The organism is Aequorivita sediminis (assembly GCF_032080575.2).
GTDB classification, from domain to species: Bacteria; Bacteroidota; Bacteroidia; order Flavobacteriales; family Flavobacteriaceae; genus Aequorivita; species Aequorivita sediminis.
In genome coordinates this window covers 575,155-589,268 of sequence record NZ_JAVLSO020000001.1, presented here as the reverse complement: position 1 = coordinate 589,268, position 14,114 = coordinate 575,155, and the positions used below count along the sequence as shown (strand labels likewise).

Annotated in this window: 13 protein-coding genes; 6 read left to right on the top strand and 7 right to left on the bottom strand. The window is 34.4% G+C overall.

Features of this window, described 5'->3' with window-relative positions; translation table 11 throughout:
• Nucleotides 1-117 precede the first annotated feature (117 nt).
• The 6 genes from folK to RT250_RS02710 all read left to right on the top strand — a co-directional run bounded on the left by folK (nt 118) and on the right by RT250_RS02710 (nt 7,585).
• Complete coding sequence (gene folK / locus RT250_RS02735) at nt 118-1,254, top strand: 2-amino-4-hydroxy-6-hydroxymethyldihydropteridine diphosphokinase (protein ID WP_313111913.1); 1,137 nt, start codon at nt 118-120, stop codon at nt 1,252-1,254.
• A 97-nt stretch (nt 1,255-1,351) separates the two neighbouring features.
• A complete protein-coding gene (locus RT250_RS02730) occupies nt 1,352-2,287 on the top strand; it encodes a pseudouridine synthase (RefSeq protein WP_313111911.1) in 936 nt (311 codons plus the stop codon).
• Nucleotides 2,288-2,581: 294 nt separating this feature from the next.
• Nucleotides 2,582-3,979 (top strand): arginine decarboxylase, encoded by a 1,398-nt coding sequence (locus tag RT250_RS02725; protein ID WP_313111910.1) that lies wholly within the window; start codon nt 2,582-2,584, stop codon nt 3,977-3,979.
• Nucleotides 3,969-4,922 carry an agmatinase gene (gene speB / locus RT250_RS02720; protein WP_313111909.1) on the top strand — a complete coding sequence of 318 codons (954 nt, stop codon included), beginning with the start codon at nt 3,969-3,971 and terminating at the stop codon, nt 4,920-4,922. Before RT250_RS02725 ends, speB begins: the two co-directional genes overlap by 11 nt.
• Nucleotides 4,912-5,889: a deoxyhypusine synthase family protein gene (locus tag RT250_RS02715; RefSeq protein WP_139855514.1), complete on the top strand. Its 978-nt coding sequence runs from the start codon at nt 4,912-4,914 to the stop codon at nt 5,887-5,889. The genes speB and RT250_RS02715 overlap by 11 nt, the downstream gene beginning before the upstream one ends.
• Nucleotides 5,890-6,046: 157 nt before the next feature.
• Nucleotides 6,047-7,585 (top strand): bifunctional GNAT family N-acetyltransferase/carbon-nitrogen hydrolase family protein, encoded by a 1,539-nt coding sequence (locus RT250_RS02710; protein ID WP_313111906.1) that lies wholly within the window; start codon nt 6,047-6,049, stop codon nt 7,583-7,585.
• 29 nt (nt 7,586-7,614) lie between these two features.
• Here the strand turns inward: RT250_RS02710 and RT250_RS02705 are convergent, their stop codons facing one another.
• The 7 genes from RT250_RS02705 to secG form a co-directional block, all read right to left on the bottom strand.
• A complete protein-coding gene (locus RT250_RS02705) occupies nt 7,615-8,067 on the bottom strand; it encodes an RES family NAD+ phosphorylase (RefSeq protein WP_313111904.1) in 453 nt (150 codons plus the stop codon).
• A 2-nt stretch (nt 8,068-8,069) separates the two neighbouring features.
• Entirely contained in the window at nt 8,070-8,537 is a 468-nt protein-coding gene (locus RT250_RS02700; protein WP_313111902.1) for an Xre family toxin-antitoxin system antitoxin, read from the bottom strand.
• Between the two features lie 336 nt (nt 8,538-8,873).
• Entirely contained in the window at nt 8,874-10,256 is a 1,383-nt protein-coding gene (locus tag RT250_RS02695) for an MptA/MptB family glycosyltransferase (protein WP_313111899.1), read from the bottom strand.
• A gap of 206 nt (nt 10,257-10,462) precedes the next feature.
• Nucleotides 10,463-12,100: a chaperonin GroEL gene (gene groL / locus RT250_RS02690; protein ID WP_313111897.1), complete on the bottom strand. Its 1,638-nt coding sequence runs from the start codon at nt 12,098-12,100 to the stop codon at nt 10,463-10,465.
• A 139-nt stretch (nt 12,101-12,239) separates the two neighbouring features.
• Nucleotides 12,240-12,515 carry a co-chaperone GroES gene (locus RT250_RS02685; protein WP_139855508.1) on the bottom strand — a complete coding sequence of 92 codons (276 nt, stop codon included), beginning with the start codon at nt 12,513-12,515 and terminating at the stop codon, nt 12,240-12,242.
• A gap of 155 nt (nt 12,516-12,670) precedes the next feature.
• Nucleotides 12,671-13,696, bottom strand: a complete 1,026-nt coding sequence (locus RT250_RS02680; protein ID WP_313111895.1) for a hypothetical protein — start codon at nt 13,694-13,696, stop codon at nt 12,671-12,673.
• Nucleotides 13,697-13,790: 94 nt separating this feature from the next.
• Entirely contained in the window at nt 13,791-14,114 is a 324-nt protein-coding gene (gene secG / locus RT250_RS02675) for a preprotein translocase subunit SecG (RefSeq protein ID WP_313111893.1), read from the bottom strand.

Here is a 14,114-nt window from a genome sequence, read left to right as displayed (position 1 = left end):
TTATAATTCCTTTTAATGCAACTTATTAAAAAGTGGTATTAAGGAAAAATTATATCTGCCCGCAAATTTACTTGGTAGTCTTTTTCTTTTCCTTAATTTCGTCTTAAATGTTAACAATTGAAACCACTTCAGCCCTCGCATAACGTCTTTTTATCTCTCGGAAGCAATATGGGTAACCGTTTTGAATATCTTCAAAATGCTGTTGACCTTATTTTTGAAGAAATTGGATCTGTAATAAAAATTTCTTCAGTTTACGAAACCCCCGCAATGGGTTTTGATGGCGACCCTTTTTTAAACTGTGCAGTTTGGGTAAATACAAACCAGAAACCGCAAAAAGTTCTTAAGTCTGTATTAGGTATTGAAAAGAAAATTGGAAGGATAAGAAATAATTCAGAAGGGTATAGTTCTCGTCCTATAGATATTGATGTTGTCTTAATAGACACTATGATTATTGACACTGAAAAATTTACGATCCCGCATCCACAAATGGAAAAGCGCAAGTTTGTTCTTCAGCCGTTATATGATTTAAACTCTGAATTAATTCATCCTATTTCCAAAAAAAGTATAGGTGAAATATTAACTGAAACTGAAGATAATAGCGAGCTACACAAACAATCGAAATGGCTTGTGAATCCTATGAGTAAGTATAATATTTCAAAATACAGTTATATTACAATTGAAGGGAATATTGGAGCGGGAAAAACTAGTTTAGCGACGAAAATAGCAGATGACTTTAATGCTAAATTAATTTTAGAACGATTTAAAGACAATCCTTTTCTTCCGAAATTTTATGAAGATGCAGCTCGCTATGCATTTCCTTTAGAAATGTCTTTCCTGGCAGATCGTTACCAACAATTGGTGGATGATATAACCCAATTCGACCTGTTTAAAGAATCTGTAATTGCCGATTACGATGTAAACAAATCTTTGATTTTTGCTAGTATCACATTACCGGAAGAAGAATACACGCTTTATAAAAAGCTATTTCACGTAATGCATAAAGAGGTGCCAAAACCAGATGTATATGTTTATCTATATCAAAACACAGAGCGGTTATTAGAAAATATCAAAAAGCGCGGTAGAAAGTACGAGCAAAGTATTAAAGCTTCATACCTTCAGAAGTTGAATGAAAGTTACTTAGAGTTTATAAAAAATCAACATTCCGAAAATATTAAGATAATTGATATTTCTGAGATGGATTTTGTAAAAAATAGAGCAGACTATTTAAGTGTCTTAAAACAAATAATTAGCTAAAATCCAGCATCTGTGGGGTTTTATTATAGGAAGTTTAAGTGTAAAATGAAAATGCTTCTGCCTACTTAAATTCATTACCTTTGCAAAAATTTATAATATGAGCAGACAAGATAATACGAATAGAGGAAAAGCTTCAGGGCGTGGTGGTAACAACCAACGCAAAAGAAGTAATGCAAGAGGTAATGCTCCCTTAAAAACTGAAGCTCCATCAAAAAAGACGGGACGTCAGCAGGACCCAGTTTCAAAACCAAAATTAAAATTCGATAAAAGCGGAAAAGAAATTGGTAGAAGAGAAGTGGCGCCGAAACAAGTTAAGAAAAGTAATCCAGGAGATGGAATACGCTTGAATAAATACATTGCAAACAGTGGAGTTTGCTCTAGAAGAGAAGCAGATACATTTATTGCAACAGGTTTAGTTACTGTAAATGGTAAGATTATTAATGAAATGGGTTACAAGGTTCAATTAAATGATGATGTTCGTTTTGATGGACGTCGTTTAAACCCTGAACCTAATACTTATATTTTACTAAACAAGCCTAAGGGGTTTGCTACAACAGATAGCAATGCAAAAGGTATGACGGTAATGGATCTTGTTGCTAATGCTACTACTACCAAAATAAAGCCATTTGGCCGTTTAGGAAGAAATGCAACTGGATTGTTACTTTTCACTAATGACGAAGAGTTTGTACAGAAATTCTCGAAAAAAGGAATTTCAAGATTGTTTCACATAGCATTAGACAAAAATTTAAAAGCGGAACATCTTAAAAAAATTAAAGACGGTTTAACTATTGAAGGGAAAGAAATTGCAGTTGAGGAAATTAGCTATGTAGATAATTCACCTAAGAGTGAAGTTGGCTTAAAAATTAAGCATACTGGAAATAGCGTAATCAGAACAATTTTTGAACATTTAGGTTATGATGTAATGCGTGTAGATTGTGTTACATTAGGCCCTCTTACTAAGAAAGATTTACCACGCGGACGTTGGAGAACACTAACTAGTAAAGAGCTGAATATGTTTAGTATGGCTAACTAAAGTGAATTTTTTGCTAATTGTAAAAAATATTGAATTTTTTTCGCACATTTGTATTTCAAACTCAAATGATATTATCTTTAATGGTTGGCTTTTGAAATTTTCAAAAGCAGATATCCTAAATGAACAATTTACTCATACTACCTAAAACTGCTTATCTGCAGATTAAAGGCAAAGTCCTTACTTTAAAGTATTTGCCTATTCGTATATAGTTTACAAGTTAATTTTTTGTTATATCTAATCTTTTAAGTGGATTAGTCTATAGAGATTTTTAATTTACACTTTGAAAACAAAAAAATGAATACTAAATATATAGATTTAATAAATCAAACTTATTACTTTCCTCAGGAAGAATTTCGCTTAGGAGAGAATGGAATTGAATTTCACGGCGTAGATATGATGGAATTGGTGCAAAAGTATGGTGCACCACTTAAATTTACATACCTGCCCAAAATTTCGGAAAATATAAATTTGGCGAAGAAATGGTTTAATACAGCCATTGAAAAGCATAACTACAAGGGCAATTACAGTTATTGTTACTGTACCAAAAGCTCGCACTTCAAACACGTTTTAGATGAAGCGCTAAAGAATGATATTCACATCGAAACATCATCAGCTTTTGATATAAACATTGTTGAGAGTCTTAAAAAAACAGGAAAACTTACAGATAAAACCTATGTAATTTGCAATGGTTTTAAACGTGAGAAATACATCGATAGTATAGCGCGTCTTATTAATGAAGGTCACGAAAACTGTATTCCAATTATCGATAATTATGAAGAGATTGATTTGCTTTCAGATAGCATAAACGATCACTTTCAGGTGGGAATTAGAATTGCTTCAGAGGAAGAACCGAAATTCGAGTTTTACACCTCCCGGTTAGGTATTGGATATAAAAACATCATTCCTTTTTACGAAAACCAAATTAAAAATAATGATAAGGTGGATCTGAAAATGCTTCACTTCTTCATAAACACTGGTATTCGTGATACTGCTTACTATTGGAACGAATTGGTAAAGTGTTTAAAGGTTTATGTACGTCTTAAAAAAATGTGTCCTTCTCTGGATAGTCTAAACATTGGAGGCGGGTTTCCTATAAAAAACTCTTTACATTTTGAGTACGATTATCAGTATATGGTTAATGAAATTATCAATCAGATAAGCATTACGTGCGCTGAAGCCGATGTGCCAGTTCCAAATATTTTTACTGAATTTGGGAGCTTTACAGTTGGTGAAAGCGGAGGTGCAGTTTATGAAATTTTGTACCAAAAGCAACAAAACGACCGTGAAAAATGGAATATGATAAACTCTTCATTTATTACTACATTGCCTGATACTTGGGCTATTAGTAAGAAGTTTATTATGCTACCTTTAAATCGATGGAACGATGAGTATGAAAGAGTGCTTTTAGGTGGGTTGACTTGCGATAGTGATGATTATTACAACAGTGAGCAGAATATGGCGGCAATTTATTTGCCGAAATTTAAGAAAGAAAAACCGTTGTATATCGGTTTCTTTAATACAGGAGCATATCAAGAAACTATCGGTGGATTTGGTGGACTTCAACATTGCTTGATCCCGCAGCCAAAACATATTTTGATTGATAGAGACGAAAATAATAATATTACAACTAAACTTTTTTCAGAACAACAAACAAGCGAGCAATTGCTAAACATTTTAGGTTATGAGCACTAAAACGTACGCAGGTATCCCGCAACAATATGCGGCACTTGAAACATCAAAAATAGTATTAATTCCAGTTCCTTACGATGGAACTAGTACTTGGCAAAAAGGTGCGGACAAAGGTCCAGATGCCTTTTTGGATGCTTCGGAAAATATGGAACTTTACGACATTGAAACCCAATCGGAGGTTTACAAACAAGGCGTTTATTTAGCTGATGCAATAACCGAAAACTCTTCTCCGGAAGCCATGGTTGATGCAGTGCATAAAACCACCAAAGATTATATTAAACGCAACAAGTTTGTTACTTTATTTGGAGGAGAACACAGTATCTCTATTGGTTCAATTCGAGCATTTAATGAATGTTTTGATAATCTTACGGTGCTTCATATCGATGCGCACGCCGATTTACGCAAAGAGTACGAAGGAACAAAATGCAATCACGCTTGTGCTGTTTACGAAGCAAGTCAAAATACCAATCTAGTTCAAGTAGGTATCCGCAGTATGGATATTGCTGAAACAAGAGTTATGGATGAGGAAAAAGTTTTCTTCGCCCATGATATGGTAAAAGACGAATACTGGATAGATAAAGTAATTGAAGCTTTAGGAGATAATGTTTTTATCACTTTTGATCTTGATGCTTTCGATCCTTCAATCTTACCTTCAACAGGAACTCCAGAACCTGGAGGATTGTTGTGGTACGAAACCCTTGATTTCTTAAAACAAGTTTTTGAAGAGAAAAACGTAGTAGGTTTTGATATCGTTGAACTTTGTCCGAAAGAAGACGAAAAATCTTCAGACTTTGTAGCGGCTAAACTTTACTACAAAATGTTATCGTATAAATTCGAAGGTGTAGAAGAAGGCGACGACTACGAAAACAATTTTAATATCTCAATTCCGACTGATTCGGGCAAAAAAGGTAATTCAAAATTTAACACAGAAGAAGATGAGTACTAACAAAGGAGCAATTTCTCAGTTTATTGAAAAATATTATTTACACTTCAATTCAGCAGCGCTTGTAGATGCAGCTAAAGGATATGAAGCACAATTAAAGAACGGCTCAAAAATGCTTGTATCTATGGCTGGTGCGATGAGTACAGCCGAAATAGGAAAGATATTTGCTGAAATGATCCGTCAAGATAAAGTTCAAATTATCTCTTGTACAGGTGCAAACCTTGAAGAAGATATAATGAACCTTGTGGCGCATAGCCATTACAAAAGAGTACCTAATTACCGCGATTTAACACCGCAGGATGAATGGGATTTACTTGAAAAAGGGTTAAACCGAGTAACTGATACTTGTATTCCTGAAGAAGAAGCTTTTAGAAGAATTCAAAAGCATATTGTAAAAATATGGAAAGATGCTGAAGCTAATGGCGAACGCTACCTACCGCACGAATATATGTACAAGCTGCTTTTAAGTGGAGTAATGGAAGAACATTATGAAATTGACTTAAAAGATTCTTGGATGTACGCTGCAGCTGAAAAAAACCTACCAATTATCTGCCCGGGATGGGAAGATAGTACAATGGGAAATATTTTTGCTAGTTATGTATTGAAAGGAGAATTACAGGCTTCTACTATGAAAAGTGGAATTGAGTATATGACTTTCCTTGCAGATTGGTACACTGAAAATTCTAAAAACGGAATAGGTTTCTTCCAAATTGGAGGAGGTATTTCAGGAGATTTCCCAATTTGTGTAGTACCGATGTTATACCAAGACATGGAACGTACTGATACTCCTTTCTGGAGTTATTTCTGCCAAATAAGTGATTCAACTACAAGTTTTGGTAGTTACTCAGGAGCTGTACCTAACGAAAAAATTACTTGGGGTAAATTAGATATAGATACACCTAAATTTATTATTGAAAGTGACGCTACTATTGTTGCTCCTTTAGTTTTTGCGTATATTTTGGATATGTAAAAAGTAACGTTCATTATATACTTTAATGCATTCAAAGAACAATCCGCAGTTTACAGTTCCTAATTAAAAATTGGGAATTGGCTGCGGTTTTTGCTCTCTAACATTTATTATTTATACCCTAATCGAAATTGCTTAAATAGAAGTAATCATAAAAACCATGGAACCAAAAAAGATTGAAAATATCGAGCTTAAGTTTTTAACCTTAAAAGACTACGAAGCACTTAAAAAGGCAACTATTCAGTCTTATGGAGGAATGCCTAATAGCTATTGGAAAATCAACGAAATAGGTAACCTAATAGATGTTTTTCCAGAAGGTCAAGTATTAATTATGGCTGATGGCCAAATTGCTGGTTGTGCGCTTTCTATTATTGTAGATTTTGATAAACTAGGGGAGAAGCATACGTATAAAGATGTAACTGGTGATCCAACTTTTAAAATACACGATCCCGAAGGTGATGTGCTGTATGGAATAGATGTTTTTATACGTCCCGATTTTCGTGGACTACGTCTAGGAAGAAGATTGTATGATTACCGAAAAGAACTTTGTGAGAACTTAGAGTTAAAGAGCATTGTGTTTGGAGGAAGAATGCCAAACTATCACCGGCATGCCGATAAGCTTTCACCAAAACAATACATCGAAAAAGTTAAACGCAAGCAAATTGACGATCCAGTTTTAAATTTTCAGATTTCTAATGACTTTCACCCTGTTCGTGTTTTAAAAGGCTATCTTGAAGGTGATAAGGCTTCAGGTGAATTTGCCGTTTTAATGGAATGGGATAATATTTATTATACGAAACCTGAAAAAAAACCAACACCTACAGCTATAAAAAGTGTTGTACGTCTTGGTCTTATTCAATGGCAAATGCGAAGCTATTCCGGAATGGAGGAATTGATGCATCAAGCTGAATATTTTATAGATAGTGTTGCAGGATACCGCTGCGACTTTGCAATGTTTCCAGAATTTTTCAATGCTCCGCTTATGGCAGAATACAATCATTTAAGCGAACCTGATGCAATTCGAGAACTAGCAAAATACACTAAAAAAATTACCGAAAAGCTTTCGCAACTTTCAATTTCCTATAACATAAATATAATCACGGGAAGCATGCCCGAAATAGTTCGCGGTAAGTTATACAACGTAGGATATTTATGTCGTCGTGATGGAAGTGTGGAACGTTTTGAGAAAATTCACGTTACACCAGATGAAGAACGCGTATGGGGAATGTCCAATGGAAACTCCTTAAAAACATTTGATACCGATTGTGGAAAAATAGGAGTGCTTATCTGCTACGATTCTGAATTTCCTGAGCTTTCGCGATTACTTTCGGATGAAGGCATGGACATTCTTTTTGTTCCTTTCCTAACCGATACTCAAAATGGATATTCACGTGTTAGATTATGTGCTCAAGCTAGGGCTATTGAAAACGAATGTTACGTGGCTATAGCAGGAAGCGTGGGCAATCTTCCAAAAGTCCATAATATGGACATACAGTACGCTCAAAGCGCTGTATTCACTCCTTGTGACTTCGCTTTCCCAAGTAATGGAATTAAAGCGGAAGCAACACCAAATACCGAAATGATATTGGTTGCCGATGTAGATATTGACTTACTTCGTGAGCTTCATACTTTTGGAGCAGTAAGAAATTTAAAAGATAGAAGAAAAGATTTCTACAGATTAGAACGTGTAAAAAAGTAAACTCATAGTTTTTGTAGAAGTCAAGGCAATTACTTTTTCTTTATTCGTAAATCAAAGACGAAGTCCTTTATTTCAACTAGTTTAAAACTCAAACTAGCTATTTGAGGATTTATTATATAATTAAATTCTTCAGGAATTGTTATAGATGGAATTTTTAAGATAGGCTTGTTGCTCTTTAAGAATTGTGTCCCATAATCCTTAGTTGATTTTGGTGCAGGCGTTTCTCTCCAGTTTCCTGGTAAATCTTCTTGTTTAAATGAGTAAACTTGGCTTTCGTCAATTTCAAAAACACATAAACTAAGGGCACGTGGAATGAAGTCTATATTTATGTTAACGGCATACTCCAAAACAGATAAAGCACGACTTTCGGCAGTATAGATACAAGCGGAATCAATATGATTCCATCTTCCCCCGTAGAGTTTTGCTCCTGTACCGCTTAGATCTTCGGCGTATTTTGTTTTTGTTATTCTATAAACCTTCATAATTATGAAAATACGCCGTGGGCAATACGGCCAATCAGGTTTCGAACTTCCTCACGACCAAATTGATTGTCCATAAGTTCAAAAGGTTTTGCTCCTGCAAAGGCTTGATTTGAAGAAAACATCCATTTGTTGAAATTGCTTTTGTCTTCAAACACCTCGTAGCCAAAGGAATAAATTTCGGCTACAGCAATAATTCGCTCGCTAATATGATCGCTAAACTTTTGATCGCCTTTCTTATTGATAAGCGTGGAACGTGTTACGGATAATGCTTGAGCTAAAGCATCGTAATCTAAAGAAGTTTCTTTTTTAAGCTTGGTTAAATAAGTTTTGGTAACCCCATCCCGCACTATTTGCATTTTCTGATAGGAAGTCATATCAACTAAGGGAATAGCTAGATTCCCATCGTAAAAATATGTAGGAGCTTCCTTTACGTAGTTTGTCGTGTCGGGGGTTTTATATTGCTTTTTCATGACAGTATGAATTTACATTAAACTAAGTATAAATTTATACTTTTTTATTTGGTTTTACAACTTTTTAACTATTTATTTTTCAGTTAATTACATGTAAAAATTACTGTGAAATGAAAATGTAGAAAATTCTATTTTACTAAGAATTAAAGGTGATTATAATATTTTCAATATGTAAGACCCTATTATAATGCTACTCCCTGAGATTTAAAAACTCGAAACCACGCTTTCGTAATTTAATTCAACTACCAAATTATTGGGAAACAAGCCTTACCTCCATAATGATCTTAGACTAATAGGAATGATATGAAAAGAGTGATTTTTCGATTGCATTTTCACTCAATGGTTTAGGATTTTCTCCTTTCCGCTATACTTTTTGAAACGAGTAAATTCCCATACAGCAACTCCAGTAACTATAATATATTCTAAAGCGACCAACCATAAGTTTTCATCAAATCCTTCTTTTCCATATGCTGAATAACTAAGAATAACCACAAAACTCCATACAATAGGAAATTTATAATTCGTAAAAACCGAAAGTATAAGCGGAGTGGCAATATACCACGGATGAACAGTTGTAGATAATAGGAAGTAGAAAGATACCGCGAATAGCATTGACGTAATTAACTGTTGAGGTGTACTATTCTTTTTAAGGAACGAAAGTCCTAAGATAAAAAGCACAACTATCAAGGGTAGTATTTTTCCAACAGTTCCAATAATATTCCAACCTACAACTTGAAATCCAATCCATCGAATTATGTAATAAATGCTCGCATTAAACTCAAAGTTTTGAAACCAAAGTCCGATGGTAGCTGCGAAGTTTTGAATAAAATCTGGGGAGAGAAATGGTAGAAAAGTTATTAAAACCGTTACTCCTATTATGCTATAAAACTTTAAAAGAGATGTCAGGTTAAACGCAGTTGGAATCTCTTTTTTTTGAAACCATCTAAAAAATAAAGGTAAAAACAATAAGGGTAACAATTTCACCGAAACTGAAAGTCCGATTAAAACCGCCGCCCAAAACCACTTTCTCTTGAATAGTAAATACAATGCCCATGCAAAAAAGAACAGCATAACTCCTTCAAAATGTAGATTTCCTGTAAGTTCAATAATTATAAAAGGACTCAAAAAATACCAGAAAATATTTTTTAAAGGAAGGTTTAATTGCTCTAATACCTTTTTTCCGAAGTAGAGAATACCTACATCTGCCAAAATAATGACCATTCGTAAAACAATAACCGACCCTAATATACTCTTCCCAGCGAATAGCCCAGCAATTGAGAAAAACAACTGATTAACTGGAGGGTAATTACTGAAATGACTTGCATTAAGCGCACCCATTCCTACAATTAGCTCTTGTGATTGGGCTATTGCAACGTCAAACGAAGATGAAGTGGTGGGTGTAAATATATACGGACTAAACCCTTGAATTAACAATCTGCCATCCCATAAAAAGCGATAAAAGTCTTGTGAAAGGTTTGGAATCGAAACAATAAAAGCTAATCGAAAAATAATTCCAAAGCTCGCTAAAACCCAAAAACGCAATTGATGTCGTGAGAGATATTTTTCTATAAATAGATAAGAAGTGATAAACAGCACAGAATAAAAACAAATGAGTTTTACGAACTCACTGCGCTCCAAATTATATGCAAAGCCTAAGTAGAGTACAATCGATACTAAAGAAACAAGAATTGGATTTTTATATGTTTTAATGAAATTCAAGTCTTTGATAAGTCGATTTATGGTTCTACTTAGTTTTCATCTTTAGGATACCCAAATGTAACTATATGTTTAAAATTAAAATGATTTTAATTTTAATTGTCTCATACTAGTTTTTTTTCAAAAGTTCTAAAAACAAAAAACCTCACAGATCTATGAGATCTATGAGGTTTAGTTTTGTACAGCAGATTGAATGCTGGAAGTTGATTTTACATCATTCCTGGCATTCCGCCTCCCATACCAGCCGGCATTCCGCCGCCAGCATTTTCATCTTTAATATCTACCAAAGCACATTCTGTGGTAAGAATCATACCAGCAACCGAAGCAGCGTTTTCAAGGGCTACACGAGTTACCTTCTTTGGATCGATGATTCCAGCTTTAATCATATCAACATACGTTTCAGATTTAGCATCGTAACCGAAGTTTTTCTTGCCTTCTAATACTTTGTTAATTACAACTGAACCTTCACCACCGGCGTTTTCAACGATAGTACGTAGAGGAGATTCAATTGCTTTAGAAACAATATTTACACCAGTTGTTTCATCAAGTGAATCTGTAGTTATCTTTTTAAGAACTTCTATAGCTCTAACTAAAGCAACACCACCACCAGCAACGATACCTTCTTCTACAGCTGCACGAGTAGCGTGAAGAGCATCATCTACACGGTCTTTCTTCTCTTTCATTTCTACTTCAGATGCAGCACCTACATAAAGAACAGCAACTCCACCAGCTAATTTAGCTAGACGCTCCTGTAACTTTTCTTTATCGTAGTCACTAGTTGTAGATTCAATCTGTGCTTTAATCTGGTTTACTCGACCTTTAATATTGTCAGTTTCACCTGCACCGTTTACAATAGTTGTATTGTCTTTATCAATAGTTACATTTTCTGCAGAACCAAGCATGTCGATAGTTGTGTTTTCTAGAGTGAATCCACGCTCTTCAGAAATTACAGTACCACCAGTTAAGATTGCGATATCCTCTAACATTGCTTTTCTTCTGTCACCAAAACCTGGAGCTTTAACAGCAGCAATTTTTAATGAACCACGAAGCTTATTTACTACCAATGTAGCTAGTGCTTCACCATCGACATCTTCAGCAATAATTAAAAGCGACTTTCCTTGTTGTGCTACTGGTTCAAGTACAGGAAGTAAATCTTTCATTGAAGAAATCTTCTTGTCGTAAAGCAAAATCATTGGGTTCTCCAATTCTGTTTGCATTTTTTCAGTATCTGTTACGAAGTATGGAGAAAGATATCCACGGTCAAACTGCATTCCTTCAACTACATCAACATAAGTTTCAGTACCTTTTGCTTCTTCTACAGTAATAACACCTTCTTTTCCTACTTTTCCGAATGCCTTAGCAATTAAATCACCAATAACATCGTCGTTGTTTGCTGAAATAGAAGCTACTTGCTTTATCATTTCAGAAGAGTTCCCAACTTTAGTAGTTTGCTTTTCAAGGTTAGCAACAATAGCTTCAACAGCTTTGTCGATTCCGCGCTTTAAATCCATCGGGTTTGCACCAGCAGCTACGTTTTTAAGTCCTTCTTTAACGATTGCTTGCGCAAGAACTGTAGCAGTAGTTGTACCGTCACCAGCAAGATCGTTAGTTTTGGAAGCAACCTCTTTCACCATTTGTGCGCCCATATTTTCAAGAGCGTCTTCTAATTCTACTTCTTTTGCAACTGTAACACCATCCTTAGTTACCTGCGGAGCTCCAAAGGATTTGCTAATAATTACATTACGACCTTTTGGTCCTAAAGTTACTTTTACTGCGTTTGCCAAAGCATCAACACCGCGTTTTATAGCGTCACGAGCTTCAATGTCAAATTTAATATCTTTTGCCATAAATTTTATATTTTGCGATTCCCGCTAGAATTGGGAACCTTCAGATTAGTATTATTTTTTTAATTCTATTTTTTCCAAATATTCCAAATTCTAAAAACAATTTTAAATGGAATATATTGGAATCTGTGAGTCCTTAATTTTAGATAATTGCGAGTATATCGTCCTCACGCATAATCATATAATCTTTGCCATCAAATTTTAATTCACTTCCGGCGTACTTTCCGTAAAGAACAGTATCGCCAACTTTAACTGTCATTTTGTGATCTTCTTTTCCTTTACCAACAGCTACTACTTTTCCTTGTTGTGGTTTTTCTTTTGCTGAATCAGGAATGTAAAGTCCAGAGGCGGTTTTAGTTTCTGCTTCTTCTGGCTGAACCAATACACGGTCTGCAAGTGGTTGAATTTTTAATGCCATATTTTATTATTTTTTATAGTTGTTAAACTTATGTTTTTATGTAATGATTTCTTATTGGCAGAAACTATGCCACTGCCTATAAACTGACATATTATTAAACGAAAATGCCAGCTTGTCAGAAGCTGGTGTTTTTGCTAAAATTAAATCCAAGTTTTTTATTGAGAACAATTCCCATCACGTAAATCTTGCCGCGTAGGATTGTATAAATTATTGACGATTACGAAATATGGAACGTTGTATGGTGGGCCGCTATCACCTTCTTGGAGTCCTCCTTCTGTCTGTATTAAAGTCTTTAGACCACAATAATTTGAAAGTATTAAATTTTCGGCTATATATAACTGATTTCCAACGAAAGTTAAATTGTTTAAACTTTGAAGAGACTTTAGTTTTTTATGATTTTCAATGATCAAACGTCCTTGAATTGTTTCTAGATTTGGAAACATATCTAACTTTTCTAAACTCCAATTGTATCGGAAATCTAAATCCTCTCCAATCGTTTTAAGGTTATTAAACGCTTCTATACTTTTAATAAGGAGGTTGCTTCCAAGTTTGAGGTTTTTTCCAATGTTAGTTAAGGATTCAAAACCTTTTACCTTGACTAAATTATTGTTTGATTGAATAACTAAATCTTCACCAATATGAATTAGGTTATTAAAACCTTCAATTGTTTCTAGGTTTTCATTTACGTTAATATCAAAGGTGCTATTACAATTTTTTAACGCATTAAAACCGCTAATTGCTTTTAATTTATCATTTCCAAAAACATTCAATTCATTAATAGATGTAAGTGAATTAAAGTTATTTATTTCCCTCAAAGATGAATTCATATAGATGCTCAAAACACCGCCTATTTCTTCAAGTTTCTCTAACTCGTTTATTGTAGTAATATCAGTTTCAGAAATTAAAAGACTCCCCTCAATTTTAGTTAGATTTCTTAATCCGTTAAGATTTGTAATTCTTGAAGAATTTTTGTCTGGACAGTAGCCGATGTATACGTTTCCTGCAACGTGGTTACGAGTAAAGGCCATATCTACCTCTTCTTGAGTACTAAGGATTAAATCCTTTTTCGGATCTAATCCATATAAATTTTCACACGTTCGCTCTATGCCTGAGCTGTCTCCATAACAAGAAAGAAGTAAGACGCTAGATATTACGAGTAGAATGATGTTTCTTGCTTTCATTGTAGTTTTCTTTACTAATAAAGATACGACAATTTTAATAAAAAAATGCCACCTCTCTATGAGGTGGCATTTTACGATATATATTTAACAAAAATTATTCTGTAGTTGTTGGTGCAGGTACTTCTGTAGTTGGAACTGCTGGAAGTGCACTTTCGTCAAAAGTTTTAGATTGCATATTGTTGCTACCCATGATAAAGATGTTCGAAAACAAAATCAAAGCCAACATAATTGTTGCAAGCGTCCAAGTACTTTTATCTAAAAAGTCACTTGTTTTTTGCACACCACCAATTTGTGCGCCACCGCCACCTCCAAATGAAGATGAAAGTCCACCACCTTTTGGGTTTTGTACCATTATAACTACGACCAATAAAAAGGCCACTATCATTATTAAAACTAGGAATATTGTAAACGTGCTCAT